General features: G+C 68.2%; 14 protein-coding genes. 10 read left to right on the forward strand and 4 right to left on the reverse strand.

Going from position 1 to position 25,306, the window contains the following annotated elements; all coding sequences use genetic code 11:
• Nucleotides 1-523 precede the first annotated feature (523 nt).
• The 7 genes from BPODLACK_RS06275 (at nucleotide 524) to BPODLACK_RS06305 (ending at nucleotide 19,203) form a co-directional block, all read left to right on the forward strand.
• Nucleotides 524-14,332 carry a non-ribosomal peptide synthetase gene (locus BPODLACK_RS06275; RefSeq protein ID WP_159404915.1) on the forward strand — a complete coding sequence of 4,603 codons (13,809 nt, stop codon included), beginning with the start codon at nucleotides 524-526 and terminating at the stop codon, nucleotides 14,330-14,332.
• Complete coding sequence (locus BPODLACK_RS06280; RefSeq protein WP_159404916.1) at nucleotides 14,329-14,586, forward strand: MbtH family protein; 258 nt, start codon at nucleotides 14,329-14,331, stop codon at nucleotides 14,584-14,586. Before BPODLACK_RS06275 ends, BPODLACK_RS06280 begins: the two co-directional genes overlap by 4 nt.
• A complete protein-coding gene (locus BPODLACK_RS06285; protein WP_159404917.1) occupies nucleotides 14,564-15,817 on the forward strand; it encodes an ABC transporter ATP-binding protein in 1,254 nt (417 codons plus the stop codon). Before BPODLACK_RS06280 ends, BPODLACK_RS06285 begins: the two co-directional genes overlap by 23 nt.
• Nucleotides 15,807-16,589 carry an ABC transporter permease gene (locus BPODLACK_RS06290; RefSeq protein WP_096274524.1) on the forward strand — a complete coding sequence of 261 codons (783 nt, stop codon included), beginning with the start codon at nucleotides 15,807-15,809 and terminating at the stop codon, nucleotides 16,587-16,589. The genes BPODLACK_RS06285 and BPODLACK_RS06290 overlap by 11 nt, the downstream gene beginning before the upstream one ends.
• Nucleotides 16,590-16,636: 47 nt before the next feature.
• Nucleotides 16,637-17,245, forward strand: coding sequence for an ECF RNA polymerase sigma factor SigK (gene sigK, locus BPODLACK_RS06295; protein ID WP_096274526.1), 609 nt, complete (start codon nucleotides 16,637-16,639; stop codon nucleotides 17,243-17,245).
• On the forward strand, nucleotides 17,238-18,074 hold the full coding sequence (locus tag BPODLACK_RS06300; RefSeq protein ID WP_024497709.1) for an anti-sigma factor: 837 nt from the start codon (nucleotides 17,238-17,240) through the stop codon (nucleotides 18,072-18,074). Before sigK ends, BPODLACK_RS06300 begins: the two co-directional genes overlap by 8 nt.
• A 169-nt stretch (nucleotides 18,075-18,243) precedes the next feature.
• A complete protein-coding gene (locus BPODLACK_RS06305) occupies nucleotides 18,244-19,203 on the forward strand; it encodes an alpha/beta hydrolase (RefSeq protein WP_236577618.1) in 960 nt (319 codons plus the stop codon).
• 42 nt (nucleotides 19,204-19,245) lie between these two features.
• Here BPODLACK_RS06305 and BPODLACK_RS06310 read toward each other — a convergent pair whose 3' ends face one another.
• Both BPODLACK_RS06310 and BPODLACK_RS06315 read right to left on the reverse strand, forming a co-directional pair.
• Nucleotides 19,246-19,623 (reverse strand): LuxR C-terminal-related transcriptional regulator, encoded by a 378-nt coding sequence (locus tag BPODLACK_RS06310; protein WP_024497707.1) that lies wholly within the window; start codon nucleotides 19,621-19,623, stop codon nucleotides 19,246-19,248.
• 242 nt (nucleotides 19,624-19,865) lie between these two features.
• Nucleotides 19,866-20,558, reverse strand: a complete 693-nt coding sequence (locus BPODLACK_RS06315) for a DNA-binding response regulator (protein WP_035760270.1) — start codon at nucleotides 20,556-20,558, stop codon at nucleotides 19,866-19,868.
• Nucleotides 20,559-20,926: 368 nt separating this feature from the next.
• On the opposite strand from BPODLACK_RS06315, the gene BPODLACK_RS06320 reads away from it, so the two are divergent.
• On the forward strand, nucleotides 20,927-21,682 hold the full coding sequence (locus BPODLACK_RS06320) for an acetoacetate decarboxylase family protein (RefSeq protein ID WP_024497705.1): 756 nt from the start codon (nucleotides 20,927-20,929) through the stop codon (nucleotides 21,680-21,682).
• Between the two features lie 50 nt (nucleotides 21,683-21,732).
• Nucleotides 21,733-22,740, forward strand: coding sequence for a pirin family protein (locus BPODLACK_RS06325; RefSeq protein WP_024497704.1), 1,008 nt, complete (start codon nucleotides 21,733-21,735; stop codon nucleotides 22,738-22,740).
• On the opposite strand, the gene BPODLACK_RS06330 is transcribed toward BPODLACK_RS06325, so the two are convergent.
• Nucleotides 22,741-23,427 (reverse strand): FMN reductase, encoded by a 687-nt coding sequence (locus BPODLACK_RS06330; protein ID WP_024497703.1) that lies wholly within the window; start codon nucleotides 23,425-23,427, stop codon nucleotides 22,741-22,743. It lies immediately after the preceding gene.
• Nucleotides 23,424-24,530 (reverse strand): LLM class flavin-dependent oxidoreductase, encoded by a 1,107-nt coding sequence (locus BPODLACK_RS06335; RefSeq protein ID WP_024497702.1) that lies wholly within the window; start codon nucleotides 24,528-24,530, stop codon nucleotides 23,424-23,426. The genes BPODLACK_RS06330 and BPODLACK_RS06335 overlap by 4 nt, the downstream gene beginning before the upstream one ends.
• Before the next feature lie 179 nt (nucleotides 24,531-24,709).
• Here BPODLACK_RS06335 and BPODLACK_RS06340 point away from each other — a divergent pair, with 179 nt between their 5' ends.
• The gene (locus BPODLACK_RS06340; protein WP_024497701.1) at nucleotides 24,710-25,243 is read left to right on the forward strand and encodes a DUF4878 domain-containing protein; all 534 of its coding nucleotides are present in this window, start codon (nucleotides 24,710-24,712) and stop codon (nucleotides 25,241-25,243) included.
• Nucleotides 25,244-25,306: the final 63 nt, after the last annotated feature.

Here is a 25,306-nt window from a genome sequence, read left to right on the forward strand (position 1 = left end):
ACGCCTGCCTGGGGTTTTCCACCAGGCTGTGACACCTGGACGGATCGCCCAGTGGGTTCGTGAGCCGATTTGCGACACAGCAGTGCCGCAGGCAACCCCACAAGTGTAGGGGAACGCCCTGGTCGAGGCCAAATCCGCGGTCCGGCGACCCTGACCGGGGCGCCGGAAGAATCGCCGATGATGCTTCTGAACGGTTTCAGGTATCCCGCTCGGGGGAAGGTTTTTCGGGGACAGACCCATCTGGTGCCCCTCGCCACACGAAGCACCCGTGGGACAAGACCTATCAGCTGGTGAGCCTGTTCCGGATCAAGCAAAGATCCGGCGGTTCACCACCGGGGACGTGACGTGTCGGGGGAGAGCAGTCCCCTTTGCGGGCCGAACGATCACGACGTCCTCCCGGAGCTGAAGAAGGTCAGTTCGCTCAGCGCAACCCGACCGCAGCAAGCAAAGCACTCGACGTGGGGCCATGCCCCGTGTTCGTCGATGCCGAGTACGGGGCGCACCGCAGTCAGGGGAGGCATGTGTGACCACAGACGACGCGATCCGGCACATCACCGACACCGATCTCGCGATTCAGATGACAGCCGCACAACGCGGTGTCTTCTATGCGCAGCAGCTCGAACCAGACGTGCCGATGACCATCGATGCATTCATCGAGTTCCGTGGGGACACTGCGCGTGACGGCGGTGCGGACGGAGACAACCCGCTGGTCGACGTCGACCCGGAGATCATGCAGCGTGCTGCCACACTCACGGAGATGGAGACCGAGGCGTCCATGCTGCGCCTCGTCCCCACCGAGGACGGCGAGCCGTTGATGACGATCGACCATTCGCGGTTGGTCGTGCTGGGCCGGCAGGACTTCTCCGACGAGACCGATCCGCGCGCGGCCGCGCTCGCCTGGATCGATCACCGCCGGTCGCAGGCGACCGACCTGTTCGCCGATCCCCTACTCGAGACCCATCTGCTGAAAGTCGGCCCGGGGCACTCGATCTGGTACTGCCGTGGGCATCACATCGGTTATGACGGATATGCCGCCATGTACCTGATGTTGCGGGTCGCCTCGCACTACACCGCGATCGCCAACGGCACCGAGCCGCCGCTGGCCGACACCGCCACCATGGCCGACATCGCCGAACTCGACCGGGTATACCGCTCCTCGGAGAAGTTCGCCGCCGACCGTGAGCACTGGACCCGGCACCTCGCCGATCTCCCCGAGATCACCACCCTGACGAGCCTCTCCGGCCCGGCGTCTCCGTTGTCGGATGTGCGGTCGGCAGTGCTCGACGACGACCTGGTGGCGCGAATCCGCACCCTGGGCCACGACTTTCGCGTGCGTCCGGCGTCGATCATCGCCGCGGCGGTCGCCGCCTACGTGGCCCGTTTCACCGACCGGGACGAGGCAACGCTCAGCCTCCCGGTCGCCGCACGTGATCGCGACATCCTGCGCACGTCGGCGGGACTCATCTCGAACGTCGTGCCCCTACGCATCCCGCTCGACGATTCGGCCACCATCGCCGAACTGCTGAAGACCGTCAACTGCGAGATCAAATCCGCCGTGCGTCACCAGAAGTTCCGGCACGAGGACATCGTCTCGGAGATTCTCGGTGCCGCCGGCGCACGGCGCGGCTTCTTCGGGCCCCTGGTCAATGTCATGTTGTTCTTCGAACACATCGACTTCGGTCCGCTCCACGGCGAGCTGAACGTCCTGTCCACCGGCCCCATCGAAGACGTGTCTGTGAACGTCTACGACAGCTTCAACGGCGGTATGAGCCTCGATCTCGAGGCCAACCCCGACATCTACTCCCCCGACGAGATCACCAGGCACCACCGCCGTCTCGTCGACTTCGTGTCCGCGCTGGTCACCGCCCCGGTGAGCACCCCGATCTCCCAGCTGCGCATCCTGACCGACGACGAGCGCACAGCCCTCGCCGAACACACCACCGGCGAGCAGGTCGACCTCGGTCAGACGACCCTGGTCGATCTGCTCGACCAGGCAGCGGCCGCACACGCCGATGCCACCGCCGTCGTCGACGCAGACGGCGCACAATCGCTGACCCATCACGAGGTCGCGGCCCGAACACGCTCCATTGCAGCAGCTCTCGCCGATCGTGGCGTCGGCCCGGAGAGTGTCGTCGCAGTGCAGCTCGCGCGCAGCGTCGACCAGGTGCTGGCCCTGCACGGTGTCGTCCGCGCGGGTGCGGCGTTCCTGCCGATCGACCCCGCCGAACCCGCCGACCGCCTCGCGCACATCCTCGAGATCGCCGAACCCGACCTGATCATCACCGACGCAGTCCTCGACGAGTTGCACGCAGCAGGCGAGGACATCGCCGGCCGCCCTGCGCCGGACGCGGTCCCCTCCGCCGACCAGGCGGCCTACGTGCTGTTCACCTCCGGCTCGACGGGCAAGCCCAAGGGTGTCGTGATCAGCCATCGCGCCATCGTCAACCGGCTCGCGTGGATGCAGTCGCGTTATCAGCTCACCACCGAAGACCGGGTGCTGCAGAAGACACCGTCGACCTTCGATGTCTCGGTGTGGGAGTTCTTCTGGCCGTTCATCGCCGGTGCCGGCCTCGTCGTCCCGAGCGCCGACGGACACCGCGATCCGTGGTACCTGCGGGACGTGATCGCCGAGAACGGTGTCACCACTGTCCATTTCGTCCCATCGATGCTGGCTGCGTTCACCGCCGCGCTCGATTCGGCGGACGCTTCCCGGCTGACATCTCTTCGTCGGATCTTCACCAGCGGCGAGGCCCTGACAACCTCGACCGTCGGCGCGACCGCACGGCTCACCTCCGCGCCGATCCACAATCTGTACGGTCCCACCGAGGCCGCGATCGACGTGACCCATCACGACTCCTGCCGTCCCGATGCGGCACTCACCCCCATCGGATCACCGGTCTGGAACACCGGCGTCCACGTACTGGATCATCGCCTACGGTCCCAACCGGTCGGCGCGGTCGGCGAGCTCTACCTCAGCGGTGTACAACTCGCTCGCGGATACCGTTCCCGCCCCGACCTCACCGCAGCGCGTTTCGTCGCGTCTCCGGACGGAGATGGTGAACGGCTCTACCGCACCGGCGATCTCGCGCGCATCCTCCCCGACGGTGAACTGGAATACCTGGGTCGAACCGATTCGCAGGTCAAGATCCGCGGTCAGCGAGTCGAACTCGGTGAGATCGAATCCGCCCTCTCCCGCCTCGACGGGGTCACGTCGGTGGCAGCGACCGTCCGCAACGACCTCGCCGGCGACGAACCCGCGATAGCCGGCTACGTCACCGGCGACGGCCTCGACGATCGCGACCTCCGCGCCGAACTCCGGACGGCCCTGCCGGAGCACATGATCCCGGTGGTGGTCATGGCGCTCGACGCACTGCCGACGACAGTGAACGGCAAGCTCGACCGCCGTGCCCTCCCCCGCCCCGAACTTCGCAACGACCGCGAATTCGTCGGGCCGGCAACCGCGTTGGACCGGCTCGTCGTCCGCACCGTCGCCGACGTCCTGGGCGCCGACGAGCTCGCGGACGACGCCTTGGGTCCGGGCTCTGATGCCGATCCATCCTCCATCTCCATGCGCGACCGCTTCTTCGACGTCGGGGGGACATCCCTGTCCGCGACACGCGTCGCGTCCCGTCTGTCCAGGGCCACCGGCAAGCGCATCGGGATCCGGACGATCTTCGATGCCGACGACATCGGCGGTATCGTCGACGCGCTGGTCGAGATGGGCGTCGACCGCGACGAGGCGGGCCGGTCCACCCCGGCCCACCCGGACGCGGAGGTCCGCACGGCCTCCCCTGTCGACTCCGCGGTCCCGCTTTCCCCCGCACAGCACCGGCTGTGGCTCGCGGGGCGGCTCGATCCGGCCGCCGCCGCCACCTACAACATGCCGTTCACGGTCCGCCTGGTCGGCGCACTCGACACCGATGGTCTCCGGCAGGCGCTCGTCGATGTCATCGCCCGGCATGAACCACTGCGAAGCGTGGTCGTCGAGCAGGACGGTGTCGCGTGCATGTCACCGCGCCCGGCGGACCGGGTCGACATCGACCTACCCGTCCTGGACTCCCCGGATCCGAACCTGACCTCCGATCGCGACTTCGCCTCGCGCACATTCGATCTCGATACCGAACTGCCCATCCGTGCGCGCCTCGTCCGCACCTCCGCCGACGATCACCGGCTTACTTTGGTGGTCAATCACATCGCCGCCGACGGATGGTCACTGGCACCGCTCGCCGCCGATCTCGCGACGGCCTACCGCGCCCGGTTGGAGGGCTCCGAACCCGACTGGGCGGCACTGCCGGTCACCTATTCACAGGTCAGCGCCGAACGCCACACCTGGCTCTCCGAGAGCGCCGACGCGACCGCCGAACTCGACCACTGGCGGGACACTCTCGCCGGCGCCCCGAAAGAGACCGATCTGCCGCTCGACCGTCCGCGCACCGGTCGCGGAGACGCCACGGGCGCCGCAGTGACCCGCACGCTCTCACCAGACACCCACCGGGCCATCCGGGAGCTGGCGGGTGCGACCGGCACGACCGTGTTCATGGTGTTGCACGCCGCGGTGGCCGCACTCCTGCGCTCGCTGTCCCGGTCATCGGACATCGTCGTCGGGACCCCGGTCTCCGGACGTGGGGACGCCGACCTCGACGGCGTCGTCGGCATGTTCGTCAACACGCTGGCGCTGCGCACGTCCGTCGACAAGGATGCCGGGTTCGTCGACCTGCTGGCGCACGTGCGTGACACCGATCTCAGCGCCTTCGACAACGCCGACCTGCCCTTCGACCGGGTGGTCACCGAACTCAATCCGGACCGGTCGTCCCACGTGCACCCGTTCTTCCAGGTGTCCCTCGCCCTGGAGGACCGTTCGGCCATCCGACTCGACTTCGCCGGACTGAGCGCCACCGCGTCGCGGGTCGACACCGGGTACACCACCTTCGACCTCCAACTCACCTTCACCGAGCTGCACGACACCGACGGCGAGCCGGCCGGGCTCGATCTCGAAATCGGTTATGCCATCGCCCTCTTCGACCGGTCCACGGTGAGCGCGCTGGCCTCACGTCTCGACCGGGTGCTCCGGGCCGCCACCGCTGCCCCGGATTCGGCGGTCGGGGATCTCCCGGTTCTCGATCTCCACGAACGGCTCGATCTCGTCCCTGCGGTCGGCGAGGGCAGCCGTCCGGTCGAACATCTGACGACGCTGTTGTCCACGGCGGCCGAGTCCTCTCCGCATCGAATCGCCATCACCGACGGCAATCGGTCGCTGACGTACCGGGAACTCGACGAGGCGTCGAACCGGCTCGCGCGTCTGCTGATCGACCGCGGCGCCGGACCCGAACGCCATGTCGCGGTGGCACTTCCCCGCGGCGTGGACTGGATGATCGCGATGTGGGCGGTCGCCCGATCAGGCGCTGCGTGGGTGCCCGTGGACCCGGCCTACCCGGCGGCGCGCATCGCGCATATGCTGACCGACTCCGGTTCCTGCCTTCTGCTCACCGACGAGTCGTCGGATCCTCGGGCGGCGCTGGTCGACGAATCCGCCGCAGTGGTCCCGCGGACCGTCGTCCTCGACGATCACGCGGTCGTCGAATTGATCGCCCGGAAGCCCGCCGCACCGGTGTCGCCGTCGGAACGGCCCGGCCCACTGGATGTCGACCAGCCCGCCTACCTGATCTACACGTCCGGCACCACCGGCAGGCCCAAGGGCGTGGTCGTGAGCCATCGCGGCCTCGCGGATTTCGGTGCACAACAGGTCACGCAGTACGGGATCACGGCCGACAGCCAGACCATGCACATGGCGTCGCCCAGCTTCGACGCCTCCGTGCTCGAGATATTGATGGCTGTCGCGGCCGGTTCGACCATGCACATCATCCCGCCCGGCGTCGTGGGTGGAGCCGAACTGGCGCGGCTGATGCGGGAGGGTCGCATCACCCACGCATTCCTGACTCCCTCCGTCCTGACCACCATGGCGCCCGACGATGTCCCGGACCTCGAGGCCCTCGTCATCGGCGGCGAGCATCCGAATCCGGAAGTGGTGCGTACGTGGTCGACCGGGCCGAAACTGTTCAACGCCTACGGGCCCACCGAGACGACGGTCGTCGCGGCGGTGTCGGCACCCATCGAACCCGATTACACGACGCTCACCATCGGCCGACCCATCCGCGGCGTCTCCGCACTCGTACTCGACGAACGCCTGCAGCCGGTCGCTCCCGGCGCGATCGGCGAACTGTACATCGCCGGTGAGCATCTCGCCCGCGGGTATCACGGGGTGCGGCCGCTGACCTCGAAGCGGTTCATCGCCAACCCGTTCGGCGATCCGGGCGAGCGGATGTACCGCACCGGCGATCTGGTGCGATGGACGACCGATCACGAACTCGAGTTCCGCGGACGTGCCGACCACCAGACCAAGATCCGGGGCCACCGCATCGAACTCGGTGAGATCGATGCCGTTCTGGTCGCCGACGCCGCTGTCCGCGGGGCGGTGACCACCACTCACGGCGAAGGCGACCGCGCCCACCTCGTCTCGTACGTGACGATGGGGTACGACACCTCCGACGCGGTCTCCGACGTCCGCGAACGACTGGCCTATCGTCTTCCCCGACACATGATCCCGTCGATGATCGTCGAACTCGACGAGATCCCGACCACGCCGATCGGGAAGATCGACCTACGGGCGCTGCCCGCTCCGGACACCCTGCCGAACGACAACGGCACCGTGTTCGTCGCACCGATCACGCCGATCGAACAGACTGTTGCCGACCTCATCGCCGAACGCCTCGACCTCTCACCCGGCACGGTCGGCCGGCACCACGACTTCTTCGACCTCGGCGGGAACTCCCTGCTGGCGACCCAGATCGTCGGGGCTCTCGAGCACCTGACCGGTCGCCGGGTACCGGTACGTGAGATCTTCGATCATTCAACCGTCGCCGACATCGCCCGGCTCGCGGACGGTGGCGGCCTCGCCCGCCCGGGTGCGGACGAGGCTCGTGTCCCCCGACTCATCCACGACCCCGACGCACCTGCGGAGCCCGGTGCCGCCCAGCAGCAACTCTGGTTCCTCAACCAACTCGCCCTCGGCGCGGTCGCCGAGGAAAACCACTCGGCGACCGCGGGTTACGCGATCGCATTCGCGCTCGACCTCCGCGGTCGACTCGACGTCGACGCGCTCGGTTCCGCGATCCGCCGAGCCGTCGAGCGCCATGTGATGCTGCGAACCGTCTATCCCGACGTCGACGGCAGGCCCGTTCTGGATGTGCGCCCGGCCGAGGAGGTCACTCTCGACCTGGAGGTCACCGACACCACGGCGGCGCGGTGGCCGGAGCTTGCCCGCGCTCTGGCCGCCCGACCGTTCGATCTGACCACCGACCTGCCCCTGCGGACCGCGCTGCACCGATTCGACGGAGATCCGATGCACCATCGGCTGTCGGTCGTCATCCATCACATCGCCGCCGACGGGTGGTCGATGATCCCGCTGCATCGCGACATCATCCTCGCCTATGGCGAACTCCGGAGTGGAGCTGCGACGAACGCGGAAGCGGATGCCGACGAGCCCAGCACCGCGATCGACTACCTCGACTACCTGCGGTGGCAGGCCGGGAACCTCGCCGACGACGACGAGCTCGGCCGTTGGTGGCGACACGAGCTCGACGGAGTCGACACCGGTCCCATCCTGATCCCCGACGCCCCGGCCGGCCGGACACGACGCGCCGAGGTCGTCGAGGTGGAGTTCAGCACCGACGTACGACGCCGTCTGACGGCTGTCTCCGCTGGGCGCGCAACCGAATTCATGAGCGTTCACGCACTGTTCGCCGCACTCCTCCACCGTCTGCACGCCGATCCCGGCACCCACGTCGCGGGTGCCGCCTCCGACATCGTCATCGGCACCCCGGTGGCCGGGCGAAACGATCCGCGACTCGCCGACGTCGTCGGGATGTTCGTGAACTCGGTGGTCTTGCGGACCCCGGTGGACGGTCGGGCGAGCTTCACCGAGCTCCTCGACTCCGTCCGCCATCGCGACCTCGAAGCGCTCTCTCAGTCCGACATGCCGTTCGAGCGGATCGTCTCGATGGTCAACCCGCCTCGCAACGGCCGGCATCCGATCTTCCAGATCGCTCTCGTCTTCGACGCCCAGACTTCCGATGCCTCCGCTTCGGGGACGTCCGCGTCCGGGACATCCGGGCTCCTCGACCCTGCCGACCTCGAGGATCTCCGCATCGAGGCGGAGGCGATCGACACCGGCGCAGCCCGTTTCGATCTCGAGCTGCGCATCCGGGACGGCCGCGCGCTGTTCACCTACGCCACCGACGTGCACTCCCGCGACCGCGTCGAGTCCCTGGCCCGGATGTTCGCCGACCTCGCCGAGACCGTGACGGCACACCCCGAGGTCCCGGTGGACGATCTCCCGCTGGCCACGTCGACGATCCACTCCCGGCAACCGGCGGATGAACCCACGATCACCCCGCGCCACCTCGCCGACATCATCACCGCCACCGCGCGCCGGCATCCGGATCAGGTGGCCGTCGAGGACGGCGACCGCCGGCTGACCTACGGCGAGATCGACGAGATCTCGACGGTCTGGGCGCACAACCTGCGAGCCCTCGAGGTCGGCAGCGACGACGTCGTCGCCGTCGCCCTCGACCGCAGCCTCGAGTCGGTGATCGCGACCTGGGCGGTCGCCAAGAGCGGCGCCGCGATCCTCCCCGTCGACACCCGTTACCCCGCTGACCGGATCGCTCACATGATCGCCGATTCCGGGGCGTCGCTGGGCATCACGACCGCGGATCGGTTCGCCGACGTGCCCCAGGACGTCCGGTGGGTGACCCCCGGCACGCTGGGCACCCCCGGGGAGAGCCGAGCCCCGGAGGAGCGAACGAGTCCCCGCCACACCGACTCGCTCGCCTACATCGTCTACACCTCCGGGTCCACCGGAAAGCCCAAGGGCGTCAGCGTGACCCACCGCGGGCTCGCAGCGTTCGCGACGACGCAGCGCGACCGCTACCGGGTGTCTGCCGGCGACCGCACACTGCACTTCGCGTCGCCGTCCTTCGACGCCGCCATGCTCGAGTTCCTGCTCGCATTCGAGGTCGGCGCGACGATGGTGATCGTCCCGCCGGCGATCTACGGCGGCGACGAACTCGTCGACTTCCTCGACCTGCACGCGGTGACCCACGCATTCATCACCCCGGCCGCGCTGGCCACCGCCGCGCCGCATCCCCTTCCCCATCTGCGCACGCTCGGTGTCGGCGGGGAGGCCTCCACGCCGGACCTGGTGGCGCGCTGGGGCTCCGACCGCAGGTACGTCAACTCCTACGGACCGACCGAGACCACGATCGTCGCCGTCATGTCGTCGCCGCTCCGGCCGGGTATGCCGATCACCATCGGGACACCGGTCACCGACTGCACCGCACTGGTCCTCGACCATCGCCTGCTCCCGGTCCCCGACCATGTCCCCGGTGAGCTGTACCTCAGCGGTCCGGGCGTCGCCCGCGGCTATCTCGATCGTCGTGGACCCACCGCCGCGCGATTCGTCGCCCGGCCCGATGGGTCCGGTGAGGTCATGTACCGCACCGGCGACATCGTCCGGCGCGACGCGGACGGCGCGCTGATCTACCACGGCCGCAGCGACAACCAGGTCAAGGTCCGCGGTTTCCGCATCGAACTCGACGAGGTCACCGCGGCGCTCACCGCCGCCGGGGGGGTCGACTTCGCCACGACCGTCGTCCGCGGCGAGGGCGCCGACGCGGTACTCGTCGGTTACGTCACCCTCACCGGACCGACCGACGCACCGGATTCCGCGGCCATCCTCGACGCCGCCCGGCAACGGCTGCCGCGCCACATGGTCCCGTCCGCGGTTGTCGTACTCGACTCGATCCCGTTGACCCGCAACGGAAAACTCGACCATCGCGCGCTGCCTGATCCCGCGACGACCGCGCAGCCGTCGACCGGCCGAGCTCCGCGTACCGTCGCCGAGTCTGCGCTGACGCGGATCCTCGCCGACGTTCTCGACCTCCGCCCCGACGACGTCGGCGCCACCGACGACTTCTTCCTCCTCGGCGGCACGTCGCTGCAGGCGACCACGCTCGTCAGCCGGATCAACCGGGTCCACGTCGGCGAACGACTCCTGGTCCGCAATGTCTTCGACCACCCGACGCCCGAATCGCTTGCGCCGCTCCTCACCCTTCCGGCGGGCTGGGACGTCACGGCTCTGGACGAGAACGAAGCCGACTCGGCCGAGGCGGCGTCCGAACATCCGGGCGCCGAACACATCTCGGATCGTCCCGCCCAGTTCCCACTGGCACCGATCCAGCGACGGCTCCACTCGATGGCCACGGCGAATCCGGAGTCCACCGACTACCTGATGCCGTTCGTGCTGCGCCTGCGGGGAGAACTCGATGTGCCGGCCCTCCGCGGCGCGCTCGTCGACATCGTCGCCCGGCACACCAGTCTGCGCACGGTCTTCGAACCCGGCGCGAACGGCCCGGTGGGCCGCGTTCTCGACGACCCGGATGTGGTGATCGGCGACCTCCGGGTCCAGCGGACCGACGACGTCCACGCCGAGATCGCCCGGTGCGCAACGCGCCCCGTCGATGTCAGCCGCCAGGCACCGATCACCGCGACGCTCGTCGTGGACCGTCCGGCCCCGGGTCCGGAGACCGAACACCTCCTGGTGCTCGTTCTGCATCACATCGCGGCCGACGGGGCCTCGCTGCCGATCCTGGTAGCCGACCTGGCGCGCGCCTACGACGAGCGGCGGCGTGGTCGTACCGGGAACTGGGCCCCGGCCGCCGTCGACTACCGCGACCATGCGCTCGAGAGCGACGATGTGGCTCGTCTGGCCGCAGACCTGCGCTATTGGGAGGAGACCCTCGCCGACGCCCCGGCCGAGACCACCGTCGCATCGCCGGCGATCGATCGACCGCCGTCCGCGGCCGGCGCGCGCTCGGTGAGTCTCGCGCTCCCCGCGCACACCCGGGCGGGCCTGCTCTCCTTCGCCCGCGAACAGTCGACCACGCCGTTCTCGGTTCTGCACACGGCGCTGGCGATCCTGTTGCACCGCCTCGGTATCGGCCACGATCTCGTCGTCGGCAGCCCGGTCGCCAACCGCGACGGTTCCGCCGCGGGCCGCGACTACAGCGGTGTCGTGGGTATGTTCGTCAACGTCGTGCCCCTGCGGACCCGACTCGACGCCGCCGACACGGTGGCGGGGCTCGTCCGCCGGGTTCGTGACGCCGACATCGATGCGCTCGACCATCGGGGTCTGCCCTTCGACGACATCGTCTCGTCGCTGAACCCCCCGCGCACACCCGGGCGTCATCCGCTGTTCCAGGTGGCGCTGTCGGTCCACGACTTCGCGGCCGGGACCACTTCGCAGCCAACCGGCGGCCTGCCCGAGACCACCTTCGAGATGGCTCCCGGACTGCACGCTTCGATCACCGAATTCGAATCCCCGGCCGCCAAATTCGATCTCCAGTTCACCGTCACCGGGATGCGCGACGGCGACGCCGCCCTCCAGGTCACCTACGACACTGCCCGCTACCGTCACCAGGACGCCGAACTCCTCGCCACCCGCCTGATGCGAGTCGTGCGCGGCATGCTGGGTGACCCGGGCCGGTCGGTCGGCGACATCCGGGTCACCGACCCGCTCGAGATCGTCGAGCGCACACCAGCGCTCGGCCCTCCGGCCCAGATGCCCACCACGCTCGACCGACTGTTCGCGCAGGCGGTGCAGCGGAACCCCGATGGCGTGGCCGCGATGGCGGGATCGCCGGAGGCTCCCGAGACCATCACCTACGCTGAGCTCGATTCCCGTTCGAACCGGCTGGCGCGCGTCTTGTTGGGTCGGGGCGTCGGCGCCCCGGACGCTGAACATGTGGTGGCGATGGCGGTGCAGCGTTCGATCGAGTCCCTCGTGGCGATCTGGGCCATCGTGAAGACCGGTGCGGCCTACGTGCCGATCGACCCGACCTATCCCGCCGACCGGATCGCCCACATGCTCGGCGACAGCGGCGCGCGACTCGTCGTGACCACCTCGGCCGCAAGGGAGTCGATCTCCGCGGGTATGGCCGGGGACCCGATGCCGATGCTCGTCCTCGACGACGCGGCGACGGCCACGCGCATGCAGCACTCGTCTCCGGCGCCGGTCACCGACGCGGAACGCGGGTCGACGATCCGGCCCGATCAGCTCGCGTACATCATCTACACCTCCGGTTCGACCGGTCGCCCGAAGGGTGTACTGGTACCTCACTCCGGACTGCGCCCGGTACACGACGAACTGGCTCATCGCCTGGCACCGGCGCCGGAGTCGCGGGTATCGCACTTCGCCTCGCCGAGTTTCGACGCCTCGGTCCTGGAAATGCTGCTCGCACTGGCCGGTTCGGCAACCCTGGTCATCGTGGGATCGCAGGTGTACGGCGGCGATGCGCTCAGCTCGGTCATCGACTCCGCGCAGGTCACCCATGCGTTCATCACTCCGGCAGCCGTCGCGAGCATGTCGCCGTCCGCGGTGCCCTCGCTACGAGCACTGGCCGTGGGTGGCGAGGACTACGGCGCGGATCTGGTGCGGCGGTGGGCACCCGGACGCACCCTGATCAACGTGTACGGCCCCACCGAGACCACGATCATCATCACCGGTAGTGAATCCCTCACGCCCGAGCGGCAATTGACGATCGGCACACCGAACAACGGGGTGGGTGCGCTCGTTCTGGACGAGCGCCTGCACCCGGTCCCGGCCGGCGTCGTGGGCGAGCTCTATCTCATGGGGCCGCAGATCACCCGCGGATACCACCGACGGCCGGGCCTCACCTCGACCCGGTTCCTGCCGGTGCCGATGGTCAGCGGTCCGCGGTTCGCCGGTCGTCGCATGTACCGCACCGGCGATCTGGTCCGGTGGACCGAGGACGGCCGTCTGGTCTACGCGGGCCGCGGCGACACCCAGGTCCAGGTGCGCGGCTTCCGGATCGAACTCGGCGAGATCGACGACGCCCTCACAACCGAACCGGATGTCGATTTCGCGGCGACCCTCGTCGACGGTGCCGGCGCGACGGCCACGCTCCGCAGCTACGTCACCGCGGCCGACGGAGCCACCCCGGAACCCGCGGACCTACGACGCCGGGTGAGCCGCAGGCTTCCACGGCACATGGTGCCGACCTCGGTGACCCTGCTCGACGCCATCCCGCTGACCCCCACCGGCAAGCTCGATCGCAAGGCCTTGCCCGCGCCCGCCGAGGACGCGAGCAGGCGCGCACCGAGCCCGGGTGGGGAAACGACGATCGCGCAGGTCTTCGCCGAGGTCCTGGAGGTCCGTCCGGACACGATCGGCGCCGACGACGGTTTCTTCGACCTCGGCGGCAACTCGCTACTGGCCACCACCGTGACGTCGCGGCTGACCGAACTCATCGGTCGCCAGGTGTCTGCGCAGTCCCTGTTCGGCGCGCCGAGCCCCGCGGAACTCGCTGCGGCGCTGGGCATGGACGGAGAGAACCCGGACCCGTCGGAGCCGGCCGGCACGCCGGGGTTGGACATACTCCTTCCCCTTCGTCGCAGCCGCAGTACGACCGCCGAGAGTCCCGACGCACCACCGTTGTTCGTCGTCCATCCGGCGATCGGCCTCTCCTGGAGCTTCACCTCGCTCCTACCCCATCTAGCCTCCGGTCGGGCGCTGTACGGACTGCAGCATCCGGCACTGTCCGGAAAGCCGTGTCCGCGCTCGATCGGTGACCTCGCCGCCGAGTACGTCGCACAGATCCGCACCGTGTATCCGGAGGGCCCCTATCACCTGCTGGGCTGGTCACTCGGCGGTCTGATCGCGCACGAGATGGCCGTACAGCTGCGGGAGGCCGGCGATGAGGTCGCCCGGCTCGTCCTGCTCGACAGCTACGTCATCTCCGAGCGACCCGACCTCGACGTCGGGGTCTCGATCACCGCTCTGATGCGCGAATTCGGACTCGACGTCGACACCGAGCTCCCCTCCGGCACCGCCGAACTGACCGTCGACGACGCGTATCGCATCATCTCCTCGATCGGGGGCGCACTTGCCGGTCTCAGCCGGGAGACGCTGGGCACGGTCCACGAGGTCTTCCGCCACGCCTCACCACTGGCGGAAGGGTGGCGGCCACGTCTCTACGACGGCGACCTGACCTTCGTCACCGCGACCGTCGACCCCGAGCCCGGAGCGCCCGCCGTCGAGGCCTGGCATTCGAAGGTGACCGGACGGGTCGTCGACGTCGGGGTACGCAGCACGCATGCACGAATGATGCTGCCCGAGCACGTATCCGACTGGGTACACGCGATCAGTGAACCGCCGGCAACGCCGGCTACCGCCCCACGAGAGGAGAAGCGATGACCAACCCCTTCGACGACACCGACGGAACCTTCCGGGTGCTCGTCAACCACGAGAACCAGCATTCGCTGTGGCCGGACTTCGCACCCGTGCCCGACGGCTGGCGCACCGTCTTCGGCCCGTCGGGTCACGACGAATGCCTCGAGTACGTGGAGCAGAACTGGCGGGACATGAGGCCCGCCAGCCTGATCCGGACGATGGAGAGTTCACCGGACGACGAAAGCGAGGTCACCCGTGGGGCGGCACAGTATCGCTGACGACACGCCGGCCGGGAAGGACACCGGCTACGCGCTGGAACTGCGCGGACTGCACAAGACCTTCCGTACCGGACTGTTCGGCCGCGGGCCACGTGTTCACGCCCTCAACGGGCTGGACCTGACGGTCCCCACCGGAACGGTGCACGCCCTCCTCGGCCCCAACGGTGCCGGGAAGACGACCGCGGTGCGCGCCGTCGCGACCCTGATGACCCCCGACGAGGGTTCGGTGCTCGTCGACGGTGTCGACGCCATCGCCGATCCCGGCGCCGTCCGGAAGATCGTCGGGGTGTCGGGCCAGTACGCGGCCGTGGACGGAAACCTCACCGGCTTCGAGAACCTGCGCATGGTCGGTCAGTTGTACGGGCAACCACGGGCCGTTGCGTCGGAACGCGCGCGTGAACTGATCGCGGAACTGAACCTCGAGGACGCCGCGGATCGACCGATGCGGACCTACTCGGGCGGGATGCGTCGTCGACTGGACCTGGCCGGGGCACTCATCAACCGCCCGTCGCTGGTGATCCTCGACGAGCCGACGACCGGACTCGACCCTCGCGGGCGACGCCAGATGTGGGAGGTCATCGCCGAACAGGTCGGCTCCGGTGCGACGGTTCTGCTGACGACGCAGTACCTCGAGGAAGCCGACGCGCTGGCCGACGAGATCACGGTCATCGACCACGGCACGATCCGGGCCCAGGGAAGCCCGGCCGATCTGAAGGCCTCGACGGGCGGATCGATCCTCACCGTCGAACTCGCCGTCCCCCACACGGACGACCCCCACGACGAGCAGATCTCGGCCTCCCTGACCGAGATCGGTGTCGGGCGACCCGAACGTCTCGAATCGGGCGGCGAAAGTGGCGGCGCCGATGCCGAATCCGTGCGCTGGTCGGTCCCCGTCGCCGACGGGACCCGCAGTGCGGTCGCCGCGGTCCGGGCGCTGTCGTCGGCCGGGATCGAGGTCGTCGACGCGTCCGTCACGACACCGACCCTCGACGACGTCTTCCTGACGCTCACCGAACGCGCCGGCACCACCGATTCGGATACGGCTGTCGATGTCGAGATCGCGGACATATCAAGCGATTCGGACATCACGGTCGCCAAATCGGGCATTAATGGTAAGGCGGTCAACGGTTCTGGGGGGTCGATCGATCACGCTGTCATCGGAACAGGTGACACCGAGGCGGACGTACCGGACACTCTCCCCAACCGAACGGAGCGCGCTAGTGTTCACTGACACCGCGGTACTGGTCGAGCGAAACCTGCTGACCGTCAAACGCATACCCACGCTTCTCATCAGTGCGACGATCCAGCCGCTGATGTTCGTCTTCCTCTTCGCCTATGTCTTCGGCGCGACGTTCGGCGGCGGTTCGTACCGCGAGTTCCTGATGGCCGGGATCTTCACGCAGACCGTCGTGTTCAACGCCGCCTTCACCACTGTCGGCCTGGCGAACGACACCTCCGACGGAATCATCGACCGCCTCCGCTCGCTACCGATGTCGCGACTGGGCGTCATCAGCGGCCGGGTCTCCTCCGACATGCTCCTGTGCGCCGTCGGGCTGGTGGTGATGGTCGCCTGCGGACTTGCCATCGGATGGCGGGTTCAGGGCAGCGCCGCCGACGCCGCGATCGCCTTCGGCATCATCGGACTCTTCGCTGTCGCGATGGCCTGGGTCGGCGCCGTGACCGGTCTTGGAGCCCCGAATGTCGAAGCGGCACAAAGCATCGGCTTTCTCTGGATGTTCCCCCTGACGTTCCTGTCGAGTGCGTTCATCTCCGCACAGAGCCTTCCCGGCCCGCTACGCGCCATCGCGGAGTGGAACCCGGTGACCGCGGTGGCGACCGCATGCCGGCAACTCTTCGCCAACGAGGCGCCACCGAATTTCCCGGCCGCCACCGGGTGGGTGGCCGACCATGCCGTGGGGTATGCGGTGGGCTCGTCTCTGGCCATCCTCGCGGTGTGCATCCCTGTCTCCCTTGTTCTTTACCGACGCTCAGCAAATCGGTGATTGCAGATCGCCGGAGAACTCCCGCCTCTTTTGGTTACCGTGGACCAGTGACATCGGACGACGGCAGCGCGACCCCCGATGCGGACCACGGACGTGGACACGAATCTCGTTTGTTGCGCGATCTTCTCGAATCGGCCTCCACCGGGGACCGAGCCGCGTTCACGCGTCTGTACGACCTGACCAGCTCGCGCATCTACGGACTCGCGTTCCGTGTCATCCGCGACCGCGAGTACGCCGAGGAGATCGTGCAGGAGGCGTATCTGCAGTACTGGCAGAAGGCGAGCGACTACCACCCCGCACGTGGTTCGGTCATCACCTGGATGATGACCATCGCCCACCGTCGCGCCGTCGATCGCGTGCGCACCGAACAGCTCCAGCAGGAGCGGATGTCCGATTACGGCGCCGCTTCCGTCGAAACTCCGCGCAACATTCCGCTCGAGGTGGTTGTCCACGCCGACGAGGCGCGTACGCTACGAACATGTCTCGGCGAGCTCACGGACTTGCAACGGAGCTGTATCGAGATGTCCTACTTCGGCGGCCTGACCTACCCGGAGGTGGCATCACAGACCGAGACCCCCTTGCCCACCATCAAGTCCCGGATCAGAGATGGCTTGCGCCGCCTGAAAAAGTGCTTGGGGACGCAGGAGGATGTCTGAACTGACCATGACAAGAACCGACGCGGACCCCGACGACGGCATGTCCGCCTGGCTCGATGACCACATCGAGTTGTACGCCGTATCCGCCCTGACTCCCGAGGAGACCCTCCGCGCGGAACGGGAACTCGCCGCGCTTCCCGCGGCGAAGCGGTCGTCCTACGAGGCACGCATCGTCGAGATCCACACCGCCATGGCCGGATTCGCCAGCACATACGCCCTGGAGGCGCCGTCCGATCTCCGACGCCGCGTGCTGTCGCACATCTTCGACGGCACCGCGCGGTTCGGCTCGTCGCCATCGGCACAGACAACGACACCCGAGCCCGTGGATCGACACCGTCAGAGGAGCACGCAGGGGCCACGGCGGAAGACGGCCGTGCTCGCGGCGGCCGCGGTGACCGTCGCCGTGGCACTCGGCGCCGGCGTCCTGATCGGCCGTACGACGGCACCGGAACCCTCGCCGTCCGCGACGGCGGTCGGCGGGGGGCAGCAGGAGGTCCTCGAGGTCCTCGCGGCCGGTGACTCGACCGTCACCGCAGAAACCCTGGCGGACGGCCACGGGACGATCACGGTCATCGCCTCCGAGACGGTCGGCCGCGCGGTGACACTCATCCGGAACCAGCGCCGTCCGATCTCGCCGGACAGCGCGTTCCAGCTCTGGCTGGTGGGCGGAGCGGAGAACCCGGTACCCGCCGGCCTGATCCCGGGAGGTGACACCGAACCGGTCGTCGTCGACGGACTCGGCGACGCGCAGGTCCTGGCGGTGACCATCGAACCAGCGAGCGGCTCCGCGCAGCCGACGACGCCGATCCTGGTACAGGTCCCACTCTGAGCCCACGGCACCGAGCAGACGCACGCCTACACTGACGACGGGGGTACTCCGCGGGACGACTGCGGCGTTCTGCGTCGCGACACATCGTTGGGACGGATCGAGGATGACAGGCGGGGACGTGGTGTACGTGCACGGTGGTAGATGGTTCTGGTCGGCCATGCTGGCGACGATGGCGATGCTGGGTGCGCTCGTCGTGGTACCCGCGTCTGCCGCCGACGCGGCGCCGGGATCTCGAGTCGTCGACAGGTACGTCGACGATCCCCAGCAGACGACTCTGCTGGTGCACTCGGCGGCGATGAATCGCACGGTCGCGGTGACCGTACTGACCCCACGCGACCGGTCGCGTCCGGCCCCGGTGCTGTACCTGCTCAACGGTGCCGGCGGTGGCGAGGACTCGGCGACCTGGGATGCGCGGACCACCTACAAGCGGTACTTCGCCGACAAGAACGCCTATGTCGTCACGCCGATCGGCGGCGCCTTCTCCTACTACACCGACTGGCAGCGCGACGACCCGGTACTCGGCCGCAACAAGTGGCAGACGTTCCTGACCAGGGAACTCCCGCCCGTCATCGACGCCGAGTTCCCGACGACGGGCGCGAACGCCATCGCCGGAATCTCGATGGCGGGCACCTCGGTGCTCAACTTGGCCATCGCCGCACCCGGCCTCTACCGGTCCGTCGCTGCGTTCAGCGGATGTGCACGGACGAGCGATCCGGCCGGCCAGCAGTACATCCGGATGGTCGTCGAGGATCGTGGCGGCGGGAACGTGGTGAACATGTGGGGTCCGCTCAACGGTCCCGGCTGGCGTGCGAACGACCCCTATCTGAATGCCGAGAAACTGCGCGGGACCAAGGTGTACATGACCAGCGGGACCGGCGCGCCCGGTGTGCATGAGCAACTCGGGGACCCGGGCATCGACGGCAATGCCTTCGATCTGGCCAATCAGGCCATCGTGGGCGGCGGGATCGAGGTCGCGATCGACATGTGCACCCGCCAGATGGTCCAGCGGATGCGGTCCCTCGGACTGCCCGTTCAGGTGAATCTCCGGCCGACCGGCACCCACTCATGGGGCTACTGGCAGGACGACCTGTACGCGACCTGGCCCAACCTGGCGCGCGACCTGCGCTGACCCCCTTCTCCGAGGATCACCGCAGACCACGCGTGGTGATGATCACCAGCGATCGAGGCTGGTGTACCCGTCCTGGAGGGCGCGCGCGAAGAGATGTGTCTTGGTCGGGGCCGGACGGCCCACCGCGGTGTATTTGGCACGGATTCGTGCGAGGTGGGTGCTCACGGTCGACGCCGAGATGAAGAGTCGGGCTGCCGCCTCTTCTTTCGACTCGGCGGCGAGCCAGGCGAGCAGAACCTCGACCTCACGGTCGGACAGGCTCGGTCGCGGCAGCGCCGACGGTGCGCGGTCACCGGCCGTGCGGTAGTCGGAAAGCCGGGCGATTCCGTTGTGTAGCATCGTTTCCGGCGAGCCGACGCGACGCTGGTCCACGGCCCCCCGGGACTGTGCGGTTCGATAGAACTCTGAAGTGGCCGTCACTGGTCCATCCCCTAATTTCTGGCGCAATGCTCACGTCCCCCGACGCCGTACGCTCCGCGCATCATTCCCAATGATTCTGAAAGTAGTGCTGCTGCCGATGACCCGGTAGACCCAGAATTGGGGACTTCTACTGTTCTGACGTCGATCGACTGCCGATTCCCCACCGTTCCCCTTTTCTGCCTACTGATTCCGCACCTGAGTCGTCCTTTGCTAGGGCCGAAGTTCCCTATTATCAGTGACTTTCACCGACCGGGATCGGTGCCGCGACTCCGGTTCCGCTGGGGCACCGGCAGCCACCCGTCCTCCACCGCACGCTTGAACAGGTCGACCTTGGTCCGGGTCGGCCTGCCGGCGTCGGCGTACTTCTGCCGTATCCGCTTCAGGTACTCGTTCACGGTCTCCGCGGACACACCCAGAGCAGCTCCCACCCGAGCCGACGTCTCCCCCGACGCGTACAGGGCCAGAACCTTCTGCAGCTGTGGCGACAGATCGACTGCGGCCAGCTCGGGGTCGCCGTCGATGGCCGCGGCCCACTCGGTCGTGAGCACCGCCCGACCCTCGGCAGCCGCTCGGATCGCGTCGATGATGACCGATTCATCCGCCGACTTGAGCACGACGCCGAGCGCGCCTGCCCGAGCCGCCGAACGCAGCAGCGCGGTGTGTTCACCGGATGTGTACACGACCGTGGCGACACCGGCAGCGGAGAGCGCGTTGACGTTCTCCCTGGGCGTGGTCCCGTCGTCGAGGCGCAGATCGAGCAGGACGACGTCGAGGGGCATCCCCGCGAGCACACTTGTGACCGTGGATGCCGAACAGACCAGCGAGATGTCGTCGACCGGATCCAGGACCCGCTCGATCCCCCAGATCGGCGAACGGTGATCGTCGACCATCCCGACCCGGATGACGCGATCCACCGGAGCCTCGTCTGCCGTCATCGCGCGCACCACGTCATCGGCACCCGGCCCGGTGCCGCACTCCTCCGGTGTGGCGACGCGACGTTCCCCTCGGGCATCGACGGTGCCCCCTTTCGTCGGCTCACCGTGCAGCCTTCTCGCGCCTTCAGCAATTACACAGCGCTCCGGGGCCACACACTGGGCGAACCGTATACGACAAGTCGGACATCGACCGTTGGATTGCCTGGACCAGCGACAACCCGTCACGTTTTCCACCGTCGATGTCCACAGGATGGGGGACATCCGCCTTCTTCGACCTCTCCGCACCCCGGTCATGCCAGACTAGAACACGTTCTAGTGTTCGTCGATGCGGCCGACCACCCGCATCCGACCAGAAGAAGGAAGTACCGGTGACAGCACCTTCGTCCCACGACATCCTCGGCACCACGGTGACCATGCCCGTGGAGATCCGGCATGCGCGGTGTTTCGTCGCCGGCTTCACCGCCGACGCCGCAGCCGTCCAGCGTGCGATCGACAGCGAGTCCGGACGGCCCGGCACACTGCGTCCGCTGCGGATCCGTCCAGGACGTGCGATGTGCATGCTCGTCTTCGTCGACTACATCGACGGCGACCTCGGGCCGTACAACGAGTTCGGTGTCTGCTTCCTCGTCGACGACCCCTCCCGACCGCCGGCCTCACCCGTCCGAGCGCTCCGCGCTCTTGCGAAGGGCGACGCGCGGGCCCTCGTCCACCGGCTACCGGTGGACGGCGACTTCACCCTGGCCGCCGGACGTGGGATCTGGGGTTTCCCGAAGACGCTGGCCGAGTTCGACGTCGATCACGGCTCATCGGTCCGGCACGGCCGCCTCGAGGCCGACGGCGCGCTGATCGCGGACCTGCGGATCAAGCCCGGCATCAAGGTCCCGGACACGACCGCCGACACCGTCCTGCACGCCTACTCGCAACTCGACGGCATCACCAGGCTCACTCCCTGGCGGCTGACATCGGTGACCGGCACCCGCACCCGTCTCGGCGGGGCGGATCTCGAGCTCGGCGACCACCCGATCGCCGCCGAACTCCGGTCGCTCCGACTCGGGCGACGCGCGCTGATGACCAGCTCGGTGGAGAAGATCACGATGCTGTTCGAGAACCCGACACTCGTCTGAGGACACGCGTCTGGCCACATCGGCCCCCCACCCCGGGGAGAATGGTCGCCATGAGCAATCTGGAAGCCCATCCGGCCGAGGTCGAATGCCACACCGACACCGGCCGGGCGACGGGCGCCGGACACCTCCGCATGGAGGTTCTCACCGCCCGCGACGTGCCCCTCGGCGGCCCTCGCGCGATGACCGTCCACCGAACCCTCCCCCAACGCTCGAGATCACTCATCGGCGCGTGGTGCTTCGTCGACCACTACGGACCCGACGACGTGGCGAGCACCGGCGGGATGGATGTGGCGCCGCATCCGCACACCGGCCTGCAGACGGTCAGCTGGCTGTTCACCGGCGAGGTGGAGCATCGCGACACGATGGGCAACCACGCGATGGTCCGGCCCGGCGAGATCAACCTGATGACCGCGGGACACGGCATCGCGCACACCGAGGTCTCGACCCCACCGACCACCATCCTCCACGGCGTCCAGTTGTGGACCGCGCTTCCCGCCCACGCCGCCGACACCCCAAGGGATTTCGCCCATCATCGCCCGCACGACGTGGTGCTCGAAGGGGTCACGGCCAAGGTGTTCCTCGGCGAGCTGTTCGGCACCCGCTCACCGGTTCACACGTTCACCCCGCTGCTCGGTGCCCAACTCGACTTCGCCCCCGCCGCCACCGTGGACATCGACGTCGATCCCGCCTTCGAACACGGCATCCTCGTCGACGTCGGGACCATCGAGGTCGCCGACACCGGCGCCGCGCCTCTCGAACGCACCGAACTCGGCTACCTCGGGGTGGGTGCCTCACGACTGACGCTCACCAACACCTCCGACGACGCCGCGCGGATGATCCTGCTCGGTGGCACCCCGTTCGGCGAGGACATCGTGATGTGGTGGAACTTCATCGGTCGCACGCACGACGAGATCGTCGGGTTCCGCGAGGAGTGGATGGCCCACAGCGAACGGTTCGGGCAGGTGCAGGGATACGAGGGACCGATCCAGCACCTACCCGCACCCGCACTGCCGCACTCCCGGCTGCGCCCGCGGAAGAACACGCCGGGCAGCGCCTGATCAGGAGCCACCCAGCAACCTCGCGAAGTTGGCGATCCCCGCCGCTTCGATCGCCTGCTGTCGCGCGCCGGGTCCCCCGACGCGCGCGCCCGCCGGTGCGGCCTCGGTTCCCGGACGCGGAGTCGACGCACGCGGCCGGATCAGGGACGCGAGTTCGGTTGCCGCACGGTCGATCCGGTGGTTCAGCCCGGTGTCCCCGGGCCTCTCGGCGCCCGCCCAGTCCTCCGACGCCGCGTACACCCCGGTGGGCACGACGACGGTTCGGAGATACGAGAACAGCGGGCGCAGCGCGTGATCGAGCACCATGGAGTGCCGCGGGCTACCACCGGTGGCGCCGATCAGCACCGGCTTACCGGCCATCGCGTCCACGTCGACCAGGTCGAAGAACATCTTGAACAGGCCGCTGTAGGACGCGTTGAACACCGGCGACGCGACGACCAGCGCGTCGGCGGACTCGATCGCGTCGAGCGCGGCACGGGTCTCCCCGGAGGCGAAGCCGACGGCCGTCGAACGTCCGAGATCAACGGCCAGATCCCGCAGGTCGATCACCTCGACGTCGGCGGCCACCCCGCGACCGCTCAGCACGCCGGTCACCGCCGTCGCCATCCGATCGATCAGCATCCGCGTCGACGACGGCTCGGACAGCCCGGCGTTCACCGCAACGACGCGCAGGACACCCTCGCTCATGACCGCACCTCCACCTTCCCCACTTCGTCGGACTCCTGGCGACCGGCCACCAGGGACGCGTGGGTCGGCGCGTCGGGTACATCGGCGGGCCTGCCCTGAGCGAACCCCTCGCGCAGCTCGGGCAGGACCTCGCCGAGTAGATCGAGCTGTTCGAGCACGACCTTCAACGGCAGTCCCGCGTGATCGACGAGGAACAGCTGGCGCTGGTAGTCCCCGAAGCTCTCGCGGAACGACAGTGTCTTGTCGACGAACTCGGCCGGACTGCCCACCGTCAGCGGCGTCTGCGACGTGAAGTCCTCCAGCGACGGACCGTGGCCGTACACGGGTGCGTTGTCGAAGTACGGACGGAACTCACGCACCGCGTCCTGTGAGCGGGGCCGGATGAAGAACTGGCCGCCCAGGCCGACGATGGCCTGGTGGGACTTGCCGTGGCCGTAGTGTTCGAATCGCTCGCGGTAGAACGTGATGAGCCGCTGGAAGTGTTCCTTGGGCCAGAAGATGTTGTTGGCGAAGAAGCCGTCCCCGTAATACGCGGCCTGCTCGGCGATCTCCGGACTGCGGATCGACCCGTGCCACACGAACGGGGCCACCCCGTCGAGCGGACGCGGGGTCGAGGTGAACGACGTGAGCGGCGTACGGAACCGGCCCTCCCAGTCGACGACGTGCTCGGTCCACAGCCGGTGCAGCAGGTGGTAGTTCTCGATGGCGAGCGGGATACCCTGGCGGATGTCCTGCCCGAACCACGGATAGACGGGCCCGGTGTTCCCACGTCCGAGCATCAGGTCGACCCGGCCGTCGGCGAGGTGCTGGAGCATCGCGAAGTCCTCGGCGATCTTCACCGGATCGTTCGTGGTGATGAGCGTGGTCGCGGTACTGAGCTGAAGACGTCGCGTCTGCGCGGCGATGTAGGCGAGGGTCGTCGTCGGCGAGGACGAGAAGAACGGCTCGTTGTGGTGCTCACCGATCGCGAACACGTCGAGCCCGATGTCCTCGGCCTTCTTCGCGATCTCGACGATCGCCTTGATCCGTTCGTTCTCGCTGGGCGTCCTGCCCGTGGTGGGGTCCGTCGTGATGTCGCTGACGCTGAAGATTCCGAACTGCATGTCGCGCCTTCCGTTTCCTGCCGATAGCGCTGCCGTGGCAGCCTCGTCCACCATAACCGGACCGCGGTCCGATTAATTCCGATGGCCCCGCCGCCTGAACCGAGTGGTCGAGGAGTTGGGTTAGTGTGGGCTCACTACTCCGCGGTACCGATCCGCGGGGGCGTCGTGAAGGGGAATCAATGAAGATCCGGAAGTCCGTCGCCGCCATCACTCTCGCGGGAGCCGCGCTGTTCGTCGCCACCGGCTGCTCTGATTCGTCCGACACCGTCGACGAAGCGACGAGCAAGGTGTCGACCGCAGTCCAGTCGGCCGCGTCCGAGGTCTCCACCGCCGCCGGTGACGCCATCGACCAGGTCACCGGCCTGAACGAGTCCAAGGCTCAGGACATCCTGCGCAAGGCCATCGACCCCGCCACCCCGGCCGAGGAGATCGACAAGGTCGTGGACGTCTCGAACCCGGTCACCAAGACCACCGTCATCGCCTTCGCGAAGGGCGCCTCGGCTGCGGGTTACACGCCCGACAAGTTCGAGGTCAAGGACGTCGCCAAGGACGGTGACACGAAGGCGACCGCAACCGTCGCGGTGACCAGCCCCAACTCCACGGCACCGGTCGACATCCAGCTCGCCTACGTCAAGGTCGACGGAGACTGGAAGCTCAGCAGCGACGCCGTCACCCAGCTCGCGAGCATGGCTCAGGGGCAGCAGGGGAACTGACACACCGAAGCGGACGCACCTCCTCGGTAGACTTGCCCGGACGGCCCGATGCCCGGGCCGACG

The organism is Gordonia sp. YY1, from assembly GCF_009872315.1.
GTDB lineage: Bacteria > Actinomycetota > Actinomycetes > Mycobacteriales > Mycobacteriaceae > Gordonia > Gordonia amicalis.

What these genes read in the sequence shown, in the direction of transcription:
- BPODLACK_RS06305 (WP_236577618.1), top strand. Translation starts at nt 18,244, where the DNA reads ATGGCGATGCTGGGTGCGCTCGTCGTGGTACCCGCGTCTGCCGCCGAC.
- BPODLACK_RS06315 (WP_035760270.1), bottom strand. Translation starts at nt 20,558, where the DNA reads ATGACGGCAGACGAGGCTCCGGTGGATCGCGTCATCCGGGTCGGGATG.
- BPODLACK_RS06340 (WP_024497701.1), top strand. Translation starts at nt 24,710, where the DNA reads ATGAAGATCCGGAAGTCCGTCGCCGCCATCACTCTCGCGGGAGCCGCG.
- BPODLACK_RS06330 (WP_024497703.1), bottom strand. Translation starts at nt 23,427, where the DNA reads ATGAGCGAGGGTGTCCTGCGCGTCGTTGCGGTGAACGCCGGGCTGTCC.
- BPODLACK_RS06280 (WP_159404916.1), top strand. Translation starts at nt 14,329, where the DNA reads ATGACCAACCCCTTCGACGACACCGACGGAACCTTCCGGGTGCTCGTC.
- BPODLACK_RS06325 (WP_024497704.1), top strand. Translation starts at nt 21,733, where the DNA reads ATGAGCAATCTGGAAGCCCATCCGGCCGAGGTCGAATGCCACACCGAC.
- BPODLACK_RS06335 (WP_024497702.1), bottom strand. Translation starts at nt 24,530, where the DNA reads ATGCAGTTCGGAATCTTCAGCGTCAGCGACATCACGACGGACCCCACC.
- BPODLACK_RS06300 (WP_024497709.1), top strand. Translation starts at nt 17,238, where the DNA reads ATGTCTGAACTGACCATGACAAGAACCGACGCGGACCCCGACGACGGC.